The 19,053-nt window shown below is 75.0% G+C and carries 13 protein-coding genes; 4 read left to right on the top strand and 9 right to left on the bottom strand.

Annotated elements, in window-relative coordinates:
* A partial coding sequence (locus tag AKI01S_RS43020; RefSeq protein ID WP_067831743.1) for a heavy metal translocating P-type ATPase occupies positions 1 to 1,261 on the bottom strand: 1,261 nt, incomplete at its 3' end.
* A gap of 102 nt (positions 1,262 to 1,363) precedes the next feature.
* Here AKI01S_RS43020 and AKI01S_RS43025 point away from each other — a divergent pair.
* Entirely contained in the window at positions 1,364 to 1,729 is a 366-nt protein-coding gene (locus AKI01S_RS43025; RefSeq protein WP_084000809.1) for an ArsR/SmtB family transcription factor, read from the top strand.
* 645 nt (positions 1,730 to 2,374) lie between these two features.
* On the opposite strand, the gene AKI01S_RS43030 is transcribed toward AKI01S_RS43025, so the two are convergent.
* Positions 2,375 to 3,106, bottom strand: a complete 732-nt coding sequence (locus AKI01S_RS43030; protein WP_067831746.1) for a DUF6882 domain-containing protein — start codon at positions 3,104 to 3,106, stop codon at positions 2,375 to 2,377.
* 122 nt (positions 3,107 to 3,228) lie between these two features.
* On the opposite strand from AKI01S_RS43030, the gene AKI01S_RS43035 reads away from it, so the two are divergent.
* Positions 3,229 to 6,816 carry a WD40 repeat domain-containing serine/threonine protein kinase gene (locus AKI01S_RS43035; RefSeq protein WP_067831747.1) on the top strand — a complete coding sequence of 1,196 codons (3,588 nt, stop codon included), beginning with the start codon at positions 3,229 to 3,231 and terminating at the stop codon, positions 6,814 to 6,816.
* Between the two features lie 43 nt (positions 6,817 to 6,859).
* Here the strand turns inward: AKI01S_RS43035 and AKI01S_RS43040 are convergent, their stop codons facing one another.
* The 3 genes from AKI01S_RS43040 to AKI01S_RS43050 form a co-directional block, all read right to left on the bottom strand.
* Entirely contained in the window at positions 6,860 to 7,315 is a 456-nt protein-coding gene (locus tag AKI01S_RS43040) for a hypothetical protein (protein ID WP_067831749.1), read from the bottom strand.
* A gap of 159 nt (positions 7,316 to 7,474) precedes the next feature.
* On the bottom strand, positions 7,475 to 9,244 hold the full coding sequence (locus tag AKI01S_RS43045) for a SpoIIE family protein phosphatase (protein ID WP_067831750.1): 1,770 nt from the start codon (positions 9,242 to 9,244) through the stop codon (positions 7,475 to 7,477).
* 223 nt (positions 9,245 to 9,467) lie between these two features.
* Positions 9,468 to 11,033 (bottom strand): MFS transporter, encoded by a 1,566-nt coding sequence (locus AKI01S_RS43050; protein WP_067831751.1) that lies wholly within the window; start codon positions 11,031 to 11,033, stop codon positions 9,468 to 9,470.
* Between the two features lie 93 nt (positions 11,034 to 11,126).
* Between AKI01S_RS43050 and AKI01S_RS43055 the strand changes: the two genes are divergently transcribed.
* Entirely contained in the window at positions 11,127 to 13,967 is a 2,841-nt protein-coding gene (locus AKI01S_RS43055) for an AfsR/SARP family transcriptional regulator (RefSeq protein ID WP_067831753.1), read from the top strand.
* 33 nt (positions 13,968 to 14,000) lie between these two features.
* On the opposite strand, the gene AKI01S_RS43060 is transcribed toward AKI01S_RS43055, so the two are convergent.
* Together AKI01S_RS43060 and AKI01S_RS43065 are read right to left on the bottom strand one after the other, a co-directional pair.
* A complete protein-coding gene (locus AKI01S_RS43060; RefSeq protein ID WP_067831755.1) occupies positions 14,001 to 15,629 on the bottom strand; it encodes an isovaleryl-CoA dehydrogenase in 1,629 nt (542 codons plus the stop codon).
* Positions 15,626 to 16,225 (bottom strand): TetR/AcrR family transcriptional regulator, encoded by a 600-nt coding sequence (locus AKI01S_RS43065; RefSeq protein ID WP_067831756.1) that lies wholly within the window; start codon positions 16,223 to 16,225, stop codon positions 15,626 to 15,628. Before AKI01S_RS43065 ends, AKI01S_RS43060 begins: the two co-directional genes overlap by 4 nt.
* A gap of 133 nt (positions 16,226 to 16,358) precedes the next feature.
* Between AKI01S_RS43065 and AKI01S_RS43070 the strand changes: the two genes are divergently transcribed.
* A complete protein-coding gene (locus tag AKI01S_RS43070; RefSeq protein WP_169814112.1) occupies positions 16,359 to 17,042 on the top strand; it encodes a DUF1707 SHOCT-like domain-containing protein in 684 nt (227 codons plus the stop codon).
* A 48-nt stretch (positions 17,043 to 17,090) separates the two neighbouring features.
* Here AKI01S_RS43070 and AKI01S_RS43075 read toward each other — a convergent pair whose 3' ends face one another.
* Positions 17,091 to 17,354, bottom strand: a complete 264-nt coding sequence (locus tag AKI01S_RS43075) for a DoxX-related protein (RefSeq protein WP_067831760.1) — start codon at positions 17,352 to 17,354, stop codon at positions 17,091 to 17,093.
* A 53-nt stretch (positions 17,355 to 17,407) separates the two neighbouring features.
* A complete protein-coding gene (locus AKI01S_RS43080; protein WP_067831762.1) occupies positions 17,408 to 18,904 on the bottom strand; it encodes a flavin-containing monooxygenase in 1,497 nt (498 codons plus the stop codon).
* Positions 18,905 to 19,053: the final 149 nt, after the last annotated feature.

Genomic DNA, 19,053 nt, shown 5'->3' on the forward strand with positions numbered 1-19,053 from the left:
GGCCCTCGACGGTCGCGCGGACGCCCACGCCGGGGGCGGAGTCGAAGCCGTCGGCCGCCGGGACGCGCAGGCCGCGGTCGCGGGCGGCGTCCACGACCGCGCGGGCCAGCGGGTGCTCGCTGGGGTGCTCGGCCGCCGCGGCCAGCCTCAGCAGCTCCCGCTCGGTCAGCCCCGACCCGGGCAGGGGACGGACGTCGGTGACCTTCGGGGCGCCCTCGGTCAGGGTGCCGGTCTTGTCCAGCGCCACCGCGTCGATCCGCCCGAGCCGCTCCATGACCACGGCCGACTTCACCAGCACGCCGTGCCGCCCGGCGTTGGCGATCGCCGACAGCAGCGGCGGCATGGTGGCCAGCACCACCGCGCACGGCGACGCGACGATCATGAAGGTCATGGCCCGCAGCAGCGTGGACCGCAGGTCGTCGCCGAGGGCCAGCGGGACCGCGAACAGGGCGAGGGTGGCGGCGACCATGCCGACGCTGTAGCGCTGCTCCACCTTCTCGATGAACAGCTGGGTGGGGGCCTTGGTCTCGGACGCCTCGGCGACCATGGCCACGATCCGGGCGATCACGGTGTCCGACGGGTCCCGCTCCACCCGCACCCGCAGCGCCCCGGTGCCGTTCAGGGTCCCGGCGAACACCTCGTCCCCGGCCCGCTTGTCCACCGGCAGCGGCTCGCCGGTGATGGTGGCCTGGTCGACCTCGCTCGCCCCGTCCAGCACGCGGCCGTCGGCGCCGACGCGCTCCCCGGGCCGGACCAGGACGGTGTCGCCGACCCGCAGCCGTTCGGTGGGGACGGTCTCCTCGGCGCCGTCGCCGGTCAGCCGGGTCGCGGTGGCGGGGGCCAGGTCGAGCAGGCCGCGCACCGAGTCGGCGGTCCGCGCGGTGGCCACGGCCTCCAGCGCGCCGGAGGCGGCGAAGATGACGATCAGCAGCGCCCCGTCCAGCACCTGGCCGATCGCCGCGGCGCCCAGCGCGGCCAGCACCATCAGCAGGTCCACGTCCAGCGTCCGGTCGCGCAGGGCTTTCAGCCCCGACCAGCCCGGCTCCCAGCCGCCGGCCGCGTAGGCCAGCGCGAACGGCGGGGCCCACGTCCAGGCGGGGGCGTCCAGCAGGTACGGCGGCAGCGCGAGCAGGAACAGCGCCAGCGCCGCGACCGCCCAGCGGACCTCGGCGAGGTCGGAGATCCGGGTGCGGTGCCGCACCGTCACGTCGCGGGCCGCGGCGGCGGGGGCCGCCGTCGGGCGGGTCAGGGCGGAGGACATCGGGCAACGGATCCTTTCCGGACGGCGACAGGGTCGACCGCCCGGACAATAGCAGGAACAGTTGAACAATGATTCATGTGTTCATCAAAGTACAATGCGCGCATGGGTCATGGAGCCGCACCACCACCGAGCAGCGCCCCGCGCACCCGCCTGGACGCGGCCAGCGCCGCCAAGGTGGCCACCGCGCTACAGGCGCTGGCCACCCCCTCGCGGCTGCTGATCCTCGCCCGGCTGCGCGAGGGGCCGCTGGCGGCCACCGAACTGGCCGCCGAGGTCGGCATGGAGCAGTCCGCCTGCTCCCACCAGCTCCGCCTGCTGCGCACCCTCGGCCTGGTGGTCGGCACCCGCAGTGGCCGCCAGGTGATGTACTCGCTCTACGACGACCACGTCGCCGAGCTCATCGACCAGGCCATCTACCACGTGGAACACCTGCACCTCGGCATCAGCGACCCCCCTGCCCGCCCCTAGCTGCATTTCAAAAGCCCTGGCTGTATTTCAAAAGCCCTGGCCTACGGTGCTCGCCTGGCGGCTCGCACCTAACCAGGTCTTGGCGAGCGCGACATCGCTTCGCGATCTGACCTGCGGGCCCTCGCCTCCGGCTTCGGGCCCGCCGGTCAGGTAGCGTGCTCGCGTGCGTGGCTGGGGTCCGTTGTGAAGCAGGCCCTGGTTCGTGTTGCGAAGCTCCGGCCCGTGGTGCTCGCCTTCGGCTTCGGGCCTGCGGGTGAGGGAGCGTGCTCGCGTGCGTGGCTGGGGTCCGTTGTGAAGCAGGCCCTGGTTCGTGTTGCGAAGCTCCGCTCGCGGCTCTCGCCTTCGGCTTCGGGCCTGCGGGTGAGGGAGCGTGCTCGCGTGCGTGGCTGGGGTCCATTTTGAAACAGGCTCTGCTTTGTGTTGCAAAGCTCCGGGCCTGCGGGTCAGGTAGCGCGCTCGCGCGTGGCTGAGGTTCGCTTGAAGCAGGCCCTGGTTCTTGTTGTGAAGCCCCGGCCTGCGGCCCTTGCCTTCGGCTTCTTGGAAACGGGTCTGGTCGTTGGGGGTGTGGGGGAACGGGAAGGCGCCCCGGACCCCTTCGGGGGCGGGGCGCTTCAGGGGGTCGGGGCGTTCCCTCGGGCGGGGTGGTCAGTTTCCGGGTGCGGTTTTGGCGTTGATGCCGGCGACGCGGTTGTGCTGGTCGAACTCGACGTCGATCGAGAAGTCCGGGGCGGTGATCGCGAGCCTGGTGCCCTCGGGGTCGAACGCGGCTCCGAGCCCCCGTCCCCGGGCGTAGCCGTACAGTGCCCGCCGGTGGTCGTGGAGCGGCAGCTCGGCCAGCGACTGCTGGAGGACGCGCATCACGCGCGGGAAGGCCGGCGGCGGGAGCCGGAAGTCCGGGTGCTCGATGAGGAACGCGGCGCGCGTGCCGCCGCCCACCTCGGCGTGGTAGGAGGTCCAGGAGCCCGACACGACCTTGGCCGCGTCCAGCAGCAGCGCGGCGACGCGGGCCGGCTCGAACGCCGGTTCGGCGGGGCCGCCGGGCACCGCGCCGAACGGGACCTCCGCCGAGGCGAGCTCGGGGATCCCGTGCTGCCGCCCGAAGTCCCGCACCCGCGCCGACAGCCCGGTCAGGGGCTCGGGGTAGTCGGTCGGGTTCGCCCAGGCCCACAGCCACGACCCCGGGCCGGGGGCGGCGCTGCCGAGCAGGTGGACGCGGCTGCAGGTCAGGTCGCGGTCGCCCGTGAAGTCGAACCGCTGCTCCCGCAGGTCGACGTTCCAGCTGTGCGAGCCGATGACCTCCCCCAGGTGCAGCTGGTGTTCCAGGGAGAGGATCGCCGCGTCGTCGAGGACGTCGGCCAATGTGATCGTTGCGGACATGACGGGCGATCGTAGTCGGCCGCGGTTCGCGGCGGCGACTGTCGCCCCCCGCCACACGAACACGCGGGGAGGGTGCGGCATCTTATAGGGACGATCATGTCTGCCAGAGCGAGGAGAGTCCCGTGCCCCCTGTCCCCCCGGCGCCCGGAGAGCCGACCCGGCTCGGTGACTACTGGCTGGCCGGAAAGATCGGTTCAGGCGGGCAGGGGGTGGTCTACGAGGGGTACGGCCCCGACGGCGCGCGCGTCGCGGTCAAGGCCCTGCACGGCGACTACTCCGCCGCGCACCGCGTGCTGCTCGCCCGCGAGGTCGACGCGGTGCGCCGCGTGTCGCAGTTCTGCACCGCCCGGGTCCTCGCGGTCGACCTGGAGCACACCCCGCCGTACATCGTCAGCGAGTACGTCGCGGGCCCGACGCTGCAACAGGCGGTCGAGGCGGGCGGCGCGTACGGGCCGGACGAGCTGTACCGGCTGGCGGTCGGCATCGCGACCGCGCTGACCACCATCCACCGCGCGGGCGTGGTGCACCGGGACCTCAAGCCCGCGAACGTGCTGCTCGGCTCGGACGGCCCCCGCGTCATCGACTTCGGGGTCGCCCGGCACGACGACATGTCGCAGAGCACGACCGGGGTCAAGGGCACCCCCCGCTACATGGCCCCGGAGGTGTTCCGGGGGCGGGGCGCCGGCCCCGCCGTGGACGTGTGGGCCTGGGGCGCGACGGTCCTGTTCGCGGCGAGCGGGCGCCCGCCGTTCGTCGGGGACACGCTGCCCGCGCTGATGAAGGCCGTGCTGGACACCGAGCCGGACCTGTCCGTCCTGCCCGACCGGCTGCGGCCGGTCGTGGCGGCGGCGCTCGCCAAGGACCCCGGCCGGCGCCCCGGCTCCTCGGACGTGCTGCTGGACCTGCTCGGCGGCCCCGGCGGGGACCTGCTGGAGCAGGGCGTGCGCGCGGCGGCGGCCGTCCGCGCGCCGGACGCCTCCGCCTCCGCGCCGACGCTGGGCGAGCGCGCCGAGGAGGTGTTCCGGCGGCTTCCCCCGGCGGCGCAGCAGGCGGCGCCGCAGGTGCTGCTGCGCATGGTGGCGGAGGGCGAGGAGGTGGTGCGCCCCGCGCGGTACGAGGAGTTCGACGACGGCCGCACGCCGAGGGAGGCGACCGACGCGGTGATGCGCGCGTTCACCCGGGCCGGGCTGCTCACCTGGGACGGGCGGCAACTCATGATCACCGCGCCCGCGCTGCTGCGCGCCTGGCCCCGGCTGCGCGACTGGGCCGACGCCGAACGCCCCGGCCTGGCCGTGCACCGCGAACTGGTGGACGGCGTCCGGCTCTGGGACGCGCACGGGCGCAAGACCGGCGACCTGTTCCAGGGCACCCGCCTGGACCGGGCGCTGGGCTGGGCCGTCAGCGGCCGCCGCCATCTCGCGATCAGCCGGGCGGAGCAGGAGTTCCTGGACGCCGGCCGGACCGCGGCGCGGCGCCGGTCCACCGCGCGGACGGCCGTGTCCGGCGTGCTGGCGGTGCTGCTGGTGGTCGCGGTCGGCGCGGTCGTGCTGGTGGTGCAGCGGGGCCAGACGGTGGCCCTGCAGCGCGACCAGGCGGAGGCGCGGCGGATGGCGGCGACCGCGATGGCGACCCGCCGCCACGACCCGCGCCTGGCCCGGCGGCTCGCGATCGCCGCCGCGTCCCTGGCCGACACCGCGGAGACCCGCGAGACGCTGGTCGCGCTGCGCCACCAGTGGGAGAGCGACGTGTTCGGCCCGCCGGACGCGGGCGCGCAGGCGCTGCGCCAGCCGTCGCCCGACGGCCGCCTGCTGGTCGTCCTCGACACCGCCCCGGGCGCCGGGTCCGCCGGGGGCACGGCGCGGATCTGGGACGTCGACTCGCGCAGGCAGCTGCGCCGGTTCGCCGTGCCCGGCCCGAAGACCGTCGACCTGGTCGTCACCAACGACGCGCGCACCCTGGTGACCTGGATGAGCGACGGAACGGTCCGCGTCTGGGACACCGCCACCGGCGGGCAGCGCGGTGCCTTCCCGTTCGGGGAGGGCCCCAACGCCATCCCCGACGGCATCGACCTCAACCCGTCGGGGAACCTGCTGCTGGCCAGGCGGAAGGGACGGTCCATCGCCTGGGACCTGCGGACCCTCAAGGAGGTGCCGCTGCCCTGGAAGAACCCGAAGAACGACACCGTGCTGCTCACCGCCGCCGCCGACGACCGGACGGTCGCGGGCGTCACGATGAACTTCGGGGACAGGGTCCGCGTCCGGCGGCTCGCGTCGGCCGCCGGCCCGGCCGCCGACATCGCCGTCCCGGAACTGAACGCCCGGCTCAAGAAGCGGTGGGTGGGCGAGACGCGGCTGAGCCCGGACGGCTCGCTGCTGGCGGTCGCGCACTCCCCGCAGGGCGGGTCCAGATCGGAGCTGCTGCTCTGGGACCTGAGGACCGACCAGCAGCACACCGTGCTGGCCTCGGGAGACTCCACCTCGACGCTGGCGTTCACGCAGGACGGCCGGTTCGTCGCGCAGAACCGCACGATGTGGCGGGTCGCGCGCGGCATCCTGCCGCGGGGCGTGCCGCCGGTGCTGCGCTACGCGCCGGGCGTCGTCTGCGGGCTTCCCCGGTTCGTGGACAACCGGATACTGCGCTGCGTGGAGCACAGCACCGGCCAGGTCTCCTCGCTCGACGTCGGCACGTACACGAGCGCGCGGAACGTGCGGGGCGTCAGTGGCCTGATCTCCGAGACGTCGATGGCGGCCGACGGGTCGGTGCTGGCCTTCCGCTTCAACAGCACCGTGCGGTTCTGGGATCTGCGGCACGGGAGGCCGCTGTCGGGCGGGTTCACGCTGTCGGCCGACTACGAGTACTCCAGCGACGGCACGGGACTGGCGATCAGCGGCGACGGCGCGAGGCTGGCCATCCGCAAGAACACCCGCACGATCACGATCACCGACGCCCGCAGGTTCGCCCAGCTCGGCACGGTGACGCTGCCGCAGCCGAACGGCGCGGCGCGGGGCATGGCGTTCACGCCGGACGGCCGGGGCATGGCGATCGTGGTGCGCGACGGCGAGGCGTACCAGCTCCAGTTCTGGGACATGACGACGTTCCGGCAGATCCGGTCGGTTCCGGTCGCCGACGGCGGCTACGGCAGGCTCATCTTCCGGGCGGACGGGAAGGCGGTGCTGTTCAACGGGCAGACCGGGCTGGTGGAGTACCCGTCCGGCCGGGTCCGCGCCACCGGCGACGCCCTCATGCTGCGCTCCCCGGCCGCGCTGAGCCCCGACGGGCGCACGCTCATCGGCCTCGGCGGGATCCAGAAGGAGGTCGTCCCCGTGGACGGCACGACCCTCCGGCCGAAGAACCTGATCATGCGCGGGCACCGGGGGTACGTGCGGGCCGCCGCGTTCTCGCCGGACGGCAGGCTGCTGGCCACCGGGGACCGTACCGGCGAGGTCCGGCTCTGGGAGGCCGGGCCGGGACGCTCCTACGCGCTCTCGCTGACCGGCCACCAGAACCCGATCAGGGCGCTGGCGTTCTCCGCGGGCGGCCGGACGCTGGAGAGCCTGGCCGACGACGGCACCGTCATCAGCTACGACATCGCGCCCGCGCGGGCCACCGCCGCGCTGTGCCGGACCACCGGGGGCGGGCTGACCAGGCAGGAGTGGAAGCGGCACCTGCCCGCCCTCGACTACCGCCCCACCTGCCCGACCGACCGCTGAACCGCCGTGCCCCGTCCCGCCGGGGACGGGGCACGGCCTCGCGCTACGGGCGGATGGTCTTCGTGACGCCGCACTCGCGCTTGGTCTTCGGGCCCTTGCAGATCTGCACGGTCACCTTCTGCACCATCCTCCAGTGGGCGGGGATGGCCGTGCCGATCTCGTAGTCCGTCCTGCCCGCCTTGACGGGGATGACCCGCTTGTGCTGGCGGATCTTGCCATGGGCCTTCCAGAAGAAGTGGACCGTGACGTCCATGGTGCCCCGGGTCTTGTTGGTGGCCTTCCCGGACACCCGCGCGCTGCTGCCGAACGTCACGGTCCCGGTCGCCTTCTGCTTGGCGCGCTTGACGCACTTGCCGTTCTTGCCCAGCTCGCCCTTGCCGCAGACCTCGAACGACTTGGGCTTGGGCGGCACGGGGGCCGCGGCGGCGTGCGCGGTCTGGGCGAGCCCGGTGAGCGCGGCTCCGGCCACGAGCGTGGTCGCGAGGGTCTTACGGATCACGTTGGCATCTCCTTGCGCGGCGTTGGTGACGGGGCCGCCCGGTGGGGGCCCGTCACGCATCGTCGTGGACGTCACCCCGCGTCACCAGGCCCCCAGGGGCCATCCTCGGGGCCCGGGACCGGTGCCTGGCTCCTATGCCGCAGGGCGTCCGAACCCCGCTCAGGAGAGGAGGCGGGCGGCCAGGACGACGATGTCGTCGGTGAGCGGGACCCCGTCCCGGAGGCGGGGCAGGCTGTCGATGAGCCGCTGGGCGGTGTGCGGGCCGTCGTGCGCGAAGCCGTCCAGGTGGGCCAGCAGCGCGGTGGTGTCGTCGTCGGCGCCGCCGTTCCGGCCGAGGTCCTCGACCAGCCCGTCGGTGTACAGCAGCACCGTGGCGGCCGAGGGCAGGGCGACGGTGGTGACCGGATAGGTCTCCTCGGTCATGACGCCGAGCGGCAGCCCGCCGGGCAGGTCCACCACCTGGGCGGGCTTGCCGGGCGGCAGCAGGACGGGGGACGGGTGCCCGGCGCGGCAGCCGCGGATGACGCCGCTGCGCTGGTGGAGGACCAGGTACAGGCAGGTGACCAGCAGCGGGTCGTCGGTGCGGGTGTTGAGCTGGTCCAGCAGGCGGTTGGTCCGCGTCAGCACCTGGTCGGGCGGGTGGCCCTCGACGGCGTAGGCGCGCAGCGCGATGCGGATCTGGCCCATCAGCGCGGCGGCGTGCACGTCGTGGCCCTGCACGTCGCCGATCACCAGGGCGATCTGCCCGTCGGGCAGCGGGACGACGTCGTAGAAGTCGCCGCCGACCTGCAACCCGAAGGAGGCGGGGCGGTAGCGGTAGGCGATGTCGAGCCCGGCGGTGTGGGCGGGGGTCAGCCCGCAGCCCAGGCTCGCGCCCGGCAGCATGCGCTCCTGCACCCGCTGCACCAGGAGGTGCTCGGCGTCGTGGATGCGGCAGCGGTCCAGCGCCTGGGCCAGCAGCCCGGCCACCATCAGAAGCTGGGCCTGCTGCGCGCCGTCGATGTGGCGCGGGTGCGGGAAGTCCAGCAGGCAGGCGGCGGGGGCGCCGTGGTTGCTGGGCAGCGGCAACCCCACCCAGGCGCGGGTCTGGGGGCGGTTGACGACCGGCTGGAAACGCGGGTAGCGGCTGCGGAGCCGGGCGGGGGAGCCGACGAACACCGGGGTGCGCCGGGCCAGGGCGTCGGTCAGTGGCGCGGGCACGGCGACCGGGAACTCGCGCACCCGCCGGAGGGTCCGGTCGCCGTGCCCGGCGGCGGCCAGGACGCGCATCCGGTCGCCGGAGCGCTCGACCACCAGGATGCCGCCCGCGCCGAACACCGGCAGCGTCCTGGCCGCCGCCGCGGCGAACTCCTCCACCGTCCCCGCGGCGGCCAGCGCCGCGCTCAGCTCCCCGACCCGTTCGGCGTATCCGGTCTCCGCGGTCGGCGCCGGGGCCGCCGCGGCGGCGACCAGCTCGGCCAGCACCCGGACGAACCGCCGCTCGGTCTCGCCGAAGGCCCCGGCGGACCCGGCTCCGGCCGGGCGGGCCAGGCACAGCACGCCCCAGACGCGCCCCTGGGTCCGCAACGGCACGGCCCCGCACGCGAGCGCCTCGGGGGCGTGGCCGGTCACGGGATAGCGGGCCGCGAGGTCCTCGGGGCCGGCGACCCACACCGGCCGGCCGGTGCGCACGGCGTCGGTGACCGGCAGCCGCGTGCGCATTCGCAGCGTCCCGTCCGCCCGGCCGGTCGGCGGGGGCATCCCGCACAGCGCCGCGATCGACAGCGACTGCCCGGTCACGTCCAGCACCGCGAGCATCCCGCCGACGGGGCCGAGGCAGGTCCGCGCCGCCTCCACGGCGGTCTCCAGCGTCTGCTCCAGCCCCCGCGCCCCCGCCAGCCGGAGGCCCGCCCGTTCCAAGGCCGCCAGGTACTCGCGCGTTCGCGGCACCGCGTCCCCCTCGCCTCCGGCGGCGGAACAACAACGGCCCCCTACGGTGTCCACGCCGCGGTCTCGGCCGCCCTCGACACGGGACGGCCGCGCACCCCCCGATTGATCACTGTAGGTCAGAGCCCGGCCACCGGAGTGTGGTATACGGGAAAAGACTCGACCAACGGGGGACCAAGGGCCCGCCCCCAGCGGCCGGGACCCGCCATGACCGAGCGCCTCCCGTTCAGACCCGCGATCCGGAGTGCCGCGCCGGGACGGTCCCGCTCTCCTCCGGCTCGTCGCCGCCGATGGCGCCGACGTGCCGCAGCGCCGCGGCGGACAGGAACGAGAGCGCCAGGACGCCGATCGCGGCGACCAGCGCCGCGACGTTCAGGCCGGTGGTGGCCGCCTCCTTGGCCTGGTCGAGCAGGCCGGGAGGCAGCCGGTCCGCCACCGAGGACGCGCCCGCGAGGCTGTCGCCCGCCGGTCCGGCCACCCCGGCCGGCGCCCCCGCGGGGATCTCGTCGTCGACGCCGCCGCGGTAGACCGCGGTGGCGAGGCTGCCCAGGACCGCGACGCCCAGGGCGAGCCCCAGTTCCTGCACGGTCTCCGACATCGCCGCGGCCGAGCCGGCCCTCTCCGGCGGCGCCGCCCCGACCACCAGGTCCGTGCCCAGCGCCGCGATCGCCCCGAGCCCGAGGTAGACCAGACCGAAGCCGATCACGACCAGGGCGATGCCGCCGGTGGCGTTCACCTGGGTGAGCAGCGCGTACCCGACCGCGGACAGCGCCAGCGTGGCGGCCACCACGATCCCCGGGGGGACGCGGCGCGCGACCAGCGGCGCCCCGATCGCGGCCGCGAACATCATCAGCGCGGGCGGCCCCATCCACCCGCCCGCCTCGGTCGGCGGCAGCTCCTCCACGAGCTGGAGCTGCTGCGTGACCAGCAGCATCACGCCGCCGACGCCGACCAGCCCGACGAGCAGGATGCTCAGCGCGGCGCTGAACGTGCGGTCGGCGAACAGCCGTACGTCCAGCAGCGGGCTCTCCAGGCCGCCCTGGCGCCGGACGAACAGCACCGCGACCACCACGCCGACCACCGCGGCGACGACCGCCGGGGCGTCGGGGCCCTCCTTGGCGAACCGCTTCACCGCGTAGATCACCGGCAGGATCGCGAGCAGCGACAGCACGACGCTGAGCAGGTCGAACCGGCCGCTCCGCGGCGCGCGGTACTCGGGGATCAGCATCGGCGCGGCCACCAGCAGGACGACCGCGACCGGAACCGCGAGCAGGAACGCCGAGCCCCACCAGAACCGGGCCAGCATCGCGCCGCCGACCAGGGGCCCGACGGCCATGCCGAGCGCGAAGCTCGTCGCCCACACGCCGATCGCCACCGAGCGCTGACGCGCGTCGGCGAACATGTTGCCGATCAGGGCCAGGGTGGAGGGCATCAGCGTGGCGCCGGCGATCCCCAGCGCCGCGCGCGCGGCGATGAGCAGCCCGGGGCTGCCCGAGTAGGCGGCCACCACCGACACGGCGCCGAAGGCGGCCGCCCCGATCATCAGCAGCCTGCGGCGGCCGATCCGGTCGCCCAGCGTGCCCATGGTGATCAGGAACCCGGCGATCAGGAAGCCGTAGGCATCCATGATCCACAGGGTTTCGGTGCCGCTCGGGCGCAGGTCCTCCGCCAGCGAGGGAAGGGCGAGGTACAGCACGGTGACGTCGAGGCCGAGCAGCACGGTGGGCAGTGACAGGACGGCGAGCCCGCCCCACTCCCGGGGCCCGGCCCTGCGTGCGGTCGATGTGCTCATGGGACTCCTCCGCGTTCTCGGGAACGTGCGGAGCCACCCTGCCGACCGGCGCGCACGATTTCCTGACGGTCGGCTGGCGATACATTTCAGGACATGCGCTACGGGGTGCTCGGCCCGCTGGCCGTCTGGGACGCCGAGGGACGGCCGGTCAAGATACCCGAGGCGAAGGTGCGCGCCCTGCTGGCGAACCTGCTGGTCCACGGGGGCCGTCCGGTGCCGGCCGACCGTCTCGTCGAGGACCTCTGGGAGGGCAGCCCGCCGGGCGGATCGGTCAACACGCTGCAGACCAAGATCTCCCAACTGCGCCGCGTGCTGGGCCGCGAGCGGGTGGTCCGCGAACCGGCGGGCTACCGGCTGCTGCTGGCCGACGGCGCGGTCGACGCGCTGCGGTTCCAGGAGCTGGCCGAGCGCGCCCGCGCCCACCGGGAACCGGCGGTGAAAGGCGACCTGTTCGCCGACGCGCTCGCGCTGTGGCGGGGCCCGGCCTACGCCGACGTCGCCGAGTCGCCGTTCGCCCGCGGTGAGATCACCCGGCTGGAGGAACTGCGGCTGTCGGTCCTGGAGGACCAGGCCGAGGTGCGGCTGGTGCTGGGCGAGCACACGGCGCTCGCCGCCGAGCTGGGCGAGCTGGTGGCACGGCACCCGCTCCGCGAACGGCTGCGCATGGCCCACATGCGCGCGCTGTACCAGGCCGGGCGGCAGGGCGAGGCGTTGCGGAGCTTCCAGGAGCTGCGGCGGCAGCTGGCCGAGGAGCTGGGGGCCTCGCCCGGACCGGCGGTCTCCGCGCTGCACGAGGCGATCCTGCGCCAGGAGCCGCACCTGGCCCCGCCCGCCGCCGCCGGGCGACCGCGCCGCCGCACCAACCTGCCCGCACCGCTGACCGCGTTGATCGGCCGGCGGGAGGCGGTCGGCCAGGTGCGGGCACGGCTGGGTCCGGGTTCCACCACCCGGCTGGTCACGCTCACCGGTCTCGGCGGGGTCGGGAAGACACGGCTGGCGATAGCCGCGGCGCGCGACATCGCCGAGCGGTTCGCCGACGGGGTGTGGCTGGTCGAGCTGTCCGGCCTGAGCGCCGCCTCGACCCCCGACGACATCGCCGAACGGATCATCACGACGCTGGGACTGTGCGACACCGCGGCGACGGAGCCGGACCTGGACGACCTGGTGAACTGGCTCGGTCAGGCGGTGGCCGACAAGCGCCTGCTGCTCCTGCTGGACAACTGCGAGCACGTGGTCGAGGCGGTCGCCGCGCTGGCCGGGACGGTGCTGTCGGCGGTGCCCGGCGCGCACCTGCTGGTCACCAGCCAGGAGGCCCTCGGCATCCCCGGCGAGGTGGTGCACCCGGTGCCGCCGCTGGCGTTGCCGGAGCACGCCGATCCGGCGGTGGTCGCCCGCTCCAGCGCCGTCGAGCTGTTCGTGGAGCGGGCGGCGGCCGCGGTGCCCGGCTTCGCCCTCGACGCGGACAACGCGCCGGCCGTCTCCGCGATCTGCCGCCGGCTGGACGGCATCCCGCTGGCGCTGGAACTCGTGGCCCCCCGGCTGCGGACGCTGAGCCCCGAGCAGCTCGCCGCCTGCCTGGACGACCGGTTCACCCTGCCCGAGGTGCACGCGCGCGGGCTGCCCGCCCGGCAGCGGACGCTGAGGCGCATGCTCGACTGGAGCTGGGAGCTGCTGACCGCGGACGAGCGGACCGTGCTGCGGCGGCTGGCCGTGCACGCCGACGGCTGCACCCTGGCGTCCGCCGAGGCCGTCTGCGCCGGTCCGGACCTGCCCGCCGGGCGGGTGCCCGACCTGCTGGCCCGGCTGGTGGACCGATCGCTGGTGGTCCGTGAGGCGGAACGGTTCCGCCTGCTCGAATCGGTGGCCGCCTACGGCGCCGAACGGCTCGCGGAGGCGGGGGAGGAGGCCGCCGTCCGGGCGGCGTTCGTCCGGTGCTACACCGCGCTGGCCGAAGACGCGGACGACCGGCTGCGCGGCCCGGACCAGCGACACCGCCTGGAGCACCTGGACGCGGAGACGGTCAACCTGCGCCGGGCCCTCGACCTCGCGGTCGCCGAGCGCGACGCCGGGCACGCGCTGCGCCTGGTGAACGCGCTGGCCTGGTACTGGTTCCTGCGCGGCCGGCTCACCGAGGCCCGCAGGTCGATCCAGGCGGCGCTGGCCGCCGACGGCCCGGCCGCCCCGGCCGCGCGCCTGGCGGCGCGGGCCTGGCTGACCGGGATGGAACTGCGCACCTCACCGGCCGGGGCGACGGAGGTCCGGACCGGCCAGGACCCGACCGCCGGTCTCGACGATCCGGTGCTGCGGGCCCGGTTGCAGTGGTTCGTGGGCACCGGCCTGACCGGCCACGGCCGCCACCTGGAGGGACGGTGCCTGGTGGAGGCGTGCCTGACCGGCGCCCGCGCCGCCCGCGACCGCTGGGGCGAGGCCGCGGCGCTGGTCGAGCGCGCCGGCCACGCCCCCGGCAGGGGCGGGCCGCACGCGGAACTGGGCGCCGCGCTGTTCCAGGAGATCGGAGATCGCTGGGGCCGACTCCGCGCCACCCGGGCGCTGGCGCTGGTGGCCGAGGTCGACGGCGACCGCGCGCGGGCGGAGCGCCTCCACCGGGAGGGCCTGCTGGTGGCCGAGGAACTCGGCCTGTGGACCGAGGCGGTCGAGGCGCTGACCTGGCTCGGCCGGACCGCCCTGTCCGGCGGGCACACCCGGCGGGCGACGGAGCTGTACGAGCGCGCGCTGTCCATCTCGGCCGAACGCGCGTACAGCCGCGGCGAGATCCACGCCGAGATCGGCCTGGGGCGGGCGGCCCGCCTCCGCGGCGACCGCGAGACCGCCAGACACCACCTGAACCGCGCCCTGGCGAAGATCCGCTCGTCCGGCCACACCGCCGGTGCCGCGGACGCGCGGGCGGAACTGGATCTCGTGGCCCGGACCTGACGAAGGGCCGGCCGGCGAGCCCCGACGGCGGGGTCAGGAGGTTTTCGGGGTGGCGCGTTCGATGATGGGGGTCAGGTCCAGGCCGGGTGGGAGGGTGCCGTAGGCGCCGCCCTGGTCGCCGGTCAGGCGGGTGGCGCAGAACGCGTCGGCGACGGCCGGGTGGCCGTGCCTGACCAGCAGGGACCCCTGGAGGACGAGGGCCAGCCGTTCGGCGATGCGGCGGGCGCGCAGTTCGGCGGTGGCGAGGTCGGTGAGGGAGTCCTTGGCCTCGCGGACGGCCGCGTCCAGCCGCGCGTCGGCGCCCGCGGCGCGCTCCACCTCGTCGAAGAACACCTCGATGGTCCGGGGGTTCTTCACGATGGCCCGCAGGATGTCGAGGGCGGCGACGTTGCCCGAGCCCTCCCAGATGGAGTTCAGGGGCGACTCGCGGAACAGGCGGGGCATGCCCGACTCCTCGACGTAGCCGTTGCCGCCCAGGCACTCCAGGGACTCGGCGGCGTGGGCGGGCCAGCGCTTGCAGACCCAGTACTTGCTGACGGCCAGGGCCAGGCGCTTGAACGCCGTCTCGCCCTCGTCGCCCCGGACCGAGCGGTCGGTCGCGCCGGCCAGGCGCATCATCAGCGTCGTCGCGGCCTCGGACTCGACCGCCAGGTCCGCCAGGACGTTGCGCATCAGGGGCTGGTCGATCAGGTACCTCCCGAACGCCGAGCGGTGCGCGGCGTGGTGGGCGGCGGTGGTGACGCCGTGCCGCATCCCGGCGGCCGCGCCGATCACGCAGTCCAGGCGGGTCATGTTGACCATCTCGATGATGGTGCGGACGCCGCGGCCCTCGTCGCCGACGCGCCAGGCGACGGCGTTCTCGTACTCGACCTCGGAGGAGGCGTTGGACCTGTTGCCCAGCTTGTCCTTCAGCCGCATCAGGCGCAGCGGGTTGAGGGCGCCGTCCGGCAGGACGCGGGGGACCAGGAAGCAGGTCAGGCCGCCGGGGGCCTGGGCGAGGGTGAGGAAGACGTCGCACATCGGCGCGCTGGTGAACCACTTGTGGCCGACCAGGCGGTAGGTGCCGTCGGGCCGCGGGGTGGCCTCGGTGGTGTTGGCGCGGACGTCGGAGCCGCCCTGCTTCTCGGTCATCGACATGCCCGCCAGCAGCGCGTTCTTGGTGAGCGGGGCGCGCAGGCCGAAGTCGTACTCGCTCCTGGTGAGCAGGGGCTCGTACCGCGCGGCCAGCTCGGGGGCCTGGCGGAGCGCGGGGACGGCCGCGTACGTCATCGAGACCGGGCAGCCGTGGCCCGCGTCCACGCGCCAGGCGTAGAACTTGGCGGCGCGCGCGACGTGCGCGCCCTCGCGGGCGTCGGCCCAGGGCGCGCCGTGCAGGCCGTGGGTGACGGCGACGGTCATCAGCTCGTGCCAGGCCGGGTGGAACTCGACCTCGTCGACGCGGTGGCCGCGGCGGTCGTGGGTGCGCAGGACCGGCGGGTACTCGTTGGCGAGGCGGCCCCACTCCTGCGCCCGCGCGGTGCCCGCCAGGCGGCCCAGCTCGTGGACCTCGGCGGCGGCCCAGCCCGCGCCCTCGCGGTCGAGGCCGTCCAGCAGCGCGGCGTCGTCGGCGACGTCGTGGCCCTCCAGCGGGGGGACCTGGTTGAACACTTCGTGGGTCGTCACGGGGCTACTCCGAGGGCTCGGTGGGCGAAGCGGATGAGGTCCGGGAGGGCGCCGGGCGCGAGGCGGCCCTCGGCGAGGGGCGCGACGAGGGCCTCCCCGATCGCGCCGACCAGGGCGGTCGCGCTGAGGCGGGGGTCCTGCGGGGGCAGCTCGCCGGAGGCGACGCCGTCGGCGACGAACGCGGCGATCACCTCGGCGTAGGCGCGGCGGAACACCAGGCGCTCGGCCTCCACGGCCGGGTCGACGGGCTCGGCCAGCAGCGCGTACGCCAGGCGCGGGGCGCGCAGGGCCCGGCCCGCGAACGTCTCGACCGTCGCGGCGACGGCCTCGCGCGCGGTGTCCTCCAGCGCGGCGGCGCGGGCGACGGCGTCCACCTCGCGCCCCGAGGCCGTCCGGAACACCTCGGCCATCAGCGCGGCCTTCCCGCGGAAGTGCTGGTAGACGCTGCCGGTGGCGACCCCGGCGCGGTCGGCGACGGCGGCGACCGAGCAGGCCCGGTAGCCGCCCTCGGCGACGATCTCCAGGGCGGCGGCGACGATCCGGTCCCGGGAGGCGGTCAGCCGCGCCTGCACGCCGGGGGTCCTGCGGTAGGCCATGCAAGGATTGAACCGCAGTTCATTCCTTGGCCGCAACACCCCGGGCGCGGCGCCGCCCTCCTCCTGAAGGGGAGGCAGGATCTCGTCCGCACGGTGGATTGCCGCAAGGAAGGTGGGGCATAGTTTCGGAATCATGAGTCAGCCCACCCCGCAGCAAGGGCGGCCATCGGTTCCCGTCCCGCCGCCGGACCCCGTCCGTCCGCCCCGGCCGCCCGCCGCGTCCGTGCGCGCCTCCGACGCCGAGCGTGAGGCGGTGGTGGAACGGCTGCGGGTCGCCTCGGTGGAGGGCCGGCTGACGTTCGAGGAGCTCACCGAGCGGACCGAGGCCGCCTACCTGGCCGTCACGCGCGGCGATCTGGAGGGGGTGGTGGCGGACCTGCCCGCGCTCGGCGCGCCCGGCGCGACGCCCGCGCCGCCGCAGATCCGCCGCCGCTTCACCTCGATCATGGGCGACGTGCGCGAACGCCTGTCCGGCCGCGTCGACCAGGAGCTGGAGGTGCTGGCGGTGATGGGCGACGTGGTCCTGGACCTGCGCGGCGCCCAGGTGCCGACCGGCGAGGTGTCGGTGGTCGCCACCTCGGTGATGGGCGATGTGAAGGTCATCGTGCCCGACGGGGTGGCGGTCGAGCTGACCGGTTACGCGGTCATGGGGGACCGGCGGGTCCGGGTGCGCGAGCCCCGGCCGGGCGCGCGCGTTCCCGTGGTCCGCGTCCGCGCCCACGCCGTCATGGGCGACGTGCAGATCGTGGACGACGAGCACCACGCCCCGCTGCGCCGCGCCCTGTCGAGCTGGTGGGAGGGCCGCAAGAGCCAGTGACGCCGGGGCCCGTCGCGGACCCCGGCGCACCGGGCCGGCCGCGGGGGGTCAGGCGGCGTTCTGGCGTTGGTAGGCGACGCGCGCGCCCAGCCACGCGGTGTAGAGGCCCGTCCCGACCAGGGCGGCCTTGCGGGTCCTGCCGAAGGTCATGGCGAGGCCGAGGGCCAGTTCGGTCGCGCCGTTGCGCTTGATCCAGGTCTCGGTGTCGTCCGGGAACCCCGCCTTGGAGATCGACTCGAACATCTTGGGCGCGACGAAGTGGGCGGCGCCGGTCGCGGCGAGGAGGAGGCCGCCGGTGCGGAGAAGGGGCATAAGTGGGTCCTTTCAGACGGTGGGTTCGTAGTGTTCCAGACGGCGGCCGGAGCTCATGACCGCCCTCCGGGCGTGTAGGCGTAGTCGTCCAGGTCGAAGGTGCGGGACCGCCGCCACACGTGGAAGCCCGACTGCGGGCGCACGTAGGGCGAGTCGCCGTGCCGGTCGAAGTAGTAGGAACGCGACCCCGCGCAGCTCGGCTGGCCGAGGATGGTGCCCTTCATGCGGCGGCGCATGTCGGCGGTGAACGCGTCGTGCGGGCCCTGCCGCACGACGACGCGGACGGCGCGGCGGCGGCGCGCCTCCGCGAGGCACCGCACGATGTGGGTGGTCCCGGCCTCGATGATGGAGAACCAGGACGCGCCGGTGACGGTGTAGGGGCCGTTCATGAGCCAGAAGTTGGGCATCTGCGGGACGGCGAGCCCCTCGTAGCTCTGGTAGCGCTCGCGGTCCCAGAACGCGCCGAGCTCGACGCCGCCCGGGCCGACGACCGGGAACGGCGGCGTCGCGCCCGGCTCCAGGATCCTGAAGCCGGTGGCGAGGACGAGGGTGTCGATCTCGCGTTCGACGCCGTCGGCGGTGACGATCCCGCGCGGGGTGATCTTCTCGATCGGGTCGGTGACCAGCTCGACGTCGTCCCGCGTGAAGGTGGGCAGGTAGCGGTTGGAGAACGAGGGCCGCTTGCACCCGAACCCGTACGACGGCGTCAGCCTGCGGCGCAGCGCGCGGTCGGGGACCTGGCGGCGCAGGTGCGCGCGGCAGACCGCCTCGGCCGCGCGGACCAGGAACGGCACCTTGCTGTAGTGCACGATGCCCAGCACCATGACGACCTCGGAGGCGGCCGTGGTGACCAGGCGGACCAGCCGTTGTAGCGGCGGGAAAAGCCCGAACGCGCGCCGCACGCCCCGCGGGATCGCGAAGTCGGCCTTCGGGAACACCCAGATCGGGGTGCGCTGGTAGACGTGCAGGCGCGCGGCGCGTCCGGCGATCTCGGGGATGACCTGGAGGCCGGACGCCCCGGTGCCGATGACGGCGACGCGCTCGCCGGTCAGGTCGTGGCCGTGGTCCCAGCGCGCCGTGTGGACGACCTTCCCGGCGAAGCCGTCCAGGCCGGGGATGTCGGGGTCCTTGGGCTGGTCGAGCGGGCCCACCGCGCACACCAGGAACCGCGCGGTGACCTCGCCGGCGCCCGTGCGGACGCGCCAGAGGTCGGCGGTCTCGTCGAACCCGGCGCGCTCGACCCTGGTGTTCAGCCGCAGGTGCGGGCGGAGCCGGTACTTGTCGGCGCAGTGCTCGGCGTAGGCGCGCACCTCCGCGCCGGGCGCGAACGCGCGCGACCAGCGCGGGTTGGGCTCGAACGAGTAGCAGTAGGTCGCCGACGGGATGTCCACGGCGACGCCCGGATAGGTGTTGTGGTGCCAGACGCCGCCGACGCCGGGGGCCGCGTCCAGGATGACGAAGTCCCGCATGCCCGCGCGCCGCAACCGGATGCCGACGCACAGTCCCGAGAACCCGGCGCCGACGATGACGACCTCGTGGTCGGGTTTCATCGCGGACCGCCCTCGCGCGTCGCGGCCTGCGCCAGGACGTCCCGGTCGTGGCGGCCCCGCGTGCCGAACCGCTGCCGGTAGGCGCGGTCGCCGCCGAGGAGCCGCCGGACGCCGCGCGCCACCGGCTCGGGCGTGAGGGCGAGCGCCGG

The organism is Actinomadura kijaniata NBRC 14229, assembly GCF_001552175.1.
Lineage (GTDB): Bacteria > Actinomycetota > Actinomycetes > Streptosporangiales > Streptosporangiaceae > Spirillospora > Spirillospora kijaniata.

Excerpts from the sequence above, each read along its gene's own strand:
- AKI01S_RS43030 (WP_067831746.1), bottom strand. The coding sequence starts at position 3,106 with ATGTCCGCAACGATCACATTGGCCGACGTCCTCGACGACGCGGCGATC.
- AKI01S_RS43025 (WP_084000809.1), top strand. The coding sequence starts at position 1,364 with ATGGGTCATGGAGCCGCACCACCACCGAGCAGCGCCCCGCGCACCCGC.
- AKI01S_RS43070 (WP_169814112.1), top strand. The coding sequence starts at position 16,359 with ATGAGTCAGCCCACCCCGCAGCAAGGGCGGCCATCGGTTCCCGTCCCG.
- AKI01S_RS43080 (WP_067831762.1), bottom strand. The coding sequence starts at position 18,904 with ATGAAACCCGACCACGAGGTCGTCATCGTCGGCGCCGGGTTCTCGGGA.
- AKI01S_RS43065 (WP_067831756.1), bottom strand. The coding sequence starts at position 16,225 with ATGGCCTACCGCAGGACCCCCGGCGTGCAGGCGCGGCTGACCGCCTCC.
- AKI01S_RS43055 (WP_067831753.1), top strand. The coding sequence starts at position 11,127 with ATGCGCTACGGGGTGCTCGGCCCGCTGGCCGTCTGGGACGCCGAGGGA.
- AKI01S_RS43075 (WP_067831760.1), bottom strand. The coding sequence starts at position 17,354 with ATGCCCCTTCTCCGCACCGGCGGCCTCCTCCTCGCCGCGACCGGCGCC.
- AKI01S_RS43050 (WP_067831751.1), bottom strand. The coding sequence starts at position 11,033 with ATGAGCACATCGACCGCACGCAGGGCCGGGCCCCGGGAGTGGGGCGGG.